At 33.2% G+C, this 1,891-nt stretch carries 1 protein-coding gene; it reads right to left on the bottom strand.

What is annotated here, in order from left to right; translation table 11 throughout:
- Window positions 1-1,209: 1,209 nt before the first annotated feature.
- Entirely contained in the window at window positions 1,210-1,563 is a 354-nt protein-coding gene (locus N9I19_RS24605; RefSeq protein ID WP_317779310.1) for a GNAT family N-acetyltransferase, read from the bottom strand.
- Window positions 1,564-1,891 lie beyond the last annotated feature (328 nt).

Below are 1,891 nucleotides of genomic sequence, written 5' to 3'. Positions count from 1 at the left end.
AAAATTTGATAATGCACTATATCGGGATGTGAAAAAATTGTAAGGTTAATGAAAAAAGAGGATTTTTGTAACATTGCAAACCTAGCAATTGAACTAGTCCTAAGGCGAGTCCATTAAGAAAAGAACGCCGCCACCTAATAAAGTCCCTAAATAAAAGTTTTTCTTCATTTCAGCCTTTTTGTTTACATATCGAGTGATCATAAAACAAGCTGAACATAAGACAGTGCTAAAGAGTGATATGATCTCCCTTTACCGGTTTCATGCCTTCTTCAAATATAGGTTGCATATTTTCGATTTTGATATCTGGAATAAGAAATACGAATAATATGAAAAGCAGCAGTATTGCTGTTATTTGGTTCATTACTAGATAACAAGTGGTTAAACTAAATGACTATCGTTTTCTGACTTACCCTCTGGGAATGATCACTATAGTTTTATCTCTAGTATGAAAATATAGCCAAATCAAATAAACCAGCTGAATTATGGACTTCTTACTCTCTGCCTTCCCTTTTTTTAAAACAGTATATAAGGTGATTTTGATGAATAGCCTGATTTTCTATATTTTCGGAATAGATTGCCCCCATTTCATGACCTATGGAAAGAATAATCCACCTCAAGACGTTTCTATTCACTTAAGGTAATTTGGTATGTTAATTGTTTTTTATTAATCTCCAACTTTCTTGCATTTGGCGACAGTTACCTCATCTAATCGTTTATAGGCATGCTGAAGCACAATCTCAATCAAATTCATTGGAAGTTTTTGTTTAAAAGTCTCCTATGAATAAATGCATAGATTGCCAATATGCGCATAATCTATTATAATTTTGAGCTCAACGACTTCAATTTTCCCTTGTTGTACTTAGTGGCAGAAAGTTGGATGGTTTAGGGTCACAAAAAAGATAAATGAAGAAAAACCCTGCAGAGATTCCTCTATGCAGAGTTTGTATAAGCTTTCAATTAATTTTTGGATGGCAGGGCACCCATTCCTTTGAATAGGTGCATGGATTTTTTCTACTTTAACTTGTTCAGATGTATGTTTCATCCCAAGTTTATTTGTTTTTCCAACCTTAACTTCATAATGGTTTTGTCCCCAATTTCCCCTTCAATCTAGAAGTCGTAAAAATTCATCCTATGTACGAAAAAAATCTACACCCAATAGGTCATCCCCATCCTAAAAAAATTGTACATTTTGGCGTCAAGGCGCCGAATTCAAGATTCCAATGTAATATATTCAGCTCCATATTCTTTTGCCCAATTATGTATATAACTGAGCAAACTATATCCAAGGCCACTAGGACGATGATTTACATCAGTAACCAAATCTTGTACATAAATATAGCGTTCATTATATGGATCTTCACGCCAGCTAACACCTGCTAATGCTACGATACTTGTATCATGATATAAAGCAAATAACTGTTTACCCTCCTTACGCATATCATTTACTAATTCTAGATATTCCATTAAAGTCAAATCAGGACGTAACTGACTCAATATAGGATAAGCCTGTAAGAATTGATGTTCTACAGTTAACTCTACTATATTTTCCACTGGTATTTTCATACTAATATACTCCTAACCTTTTTAAGTTTAATTGCTTCGCTTTCCCTTTATGAATCGGGATTAACTTTCTGACATATAAACCATTCCAATATGCTTGATAACCAAGGGCTTAAATGTTTTTCATTAATTATGTGTCTAACAGTTTCCTATTCTCTTCCTTTCTCCTATATATTCGATATACCAACAATTATATGCAAGAATCGTGCCACTCAAAGGAAATATACAACTTATAAAAATAGTGCAATAAATATACTTAAAAAATTAACTTTAACCTATTGCAAAGAAATTTGTTGCACCCTTTCCTTTATTGACGAAACGAGGCAGATTA

The sequence above is a fragment of the Peribacillus sp. CSMR9 genome (genome assembly GCF_033141925.1).
GTDB classification, from domain to species: Bacteria; Bacillota; Bacilli; order Bacillales; family DSM-1321; genus Peribacillus; species Peribacillus simplex_A.
The sequence above is the reverse complement of the archived record's forward strand: the minus strand, read 5'-3'. Positions and strand labels throughout refer to the sequence as shown.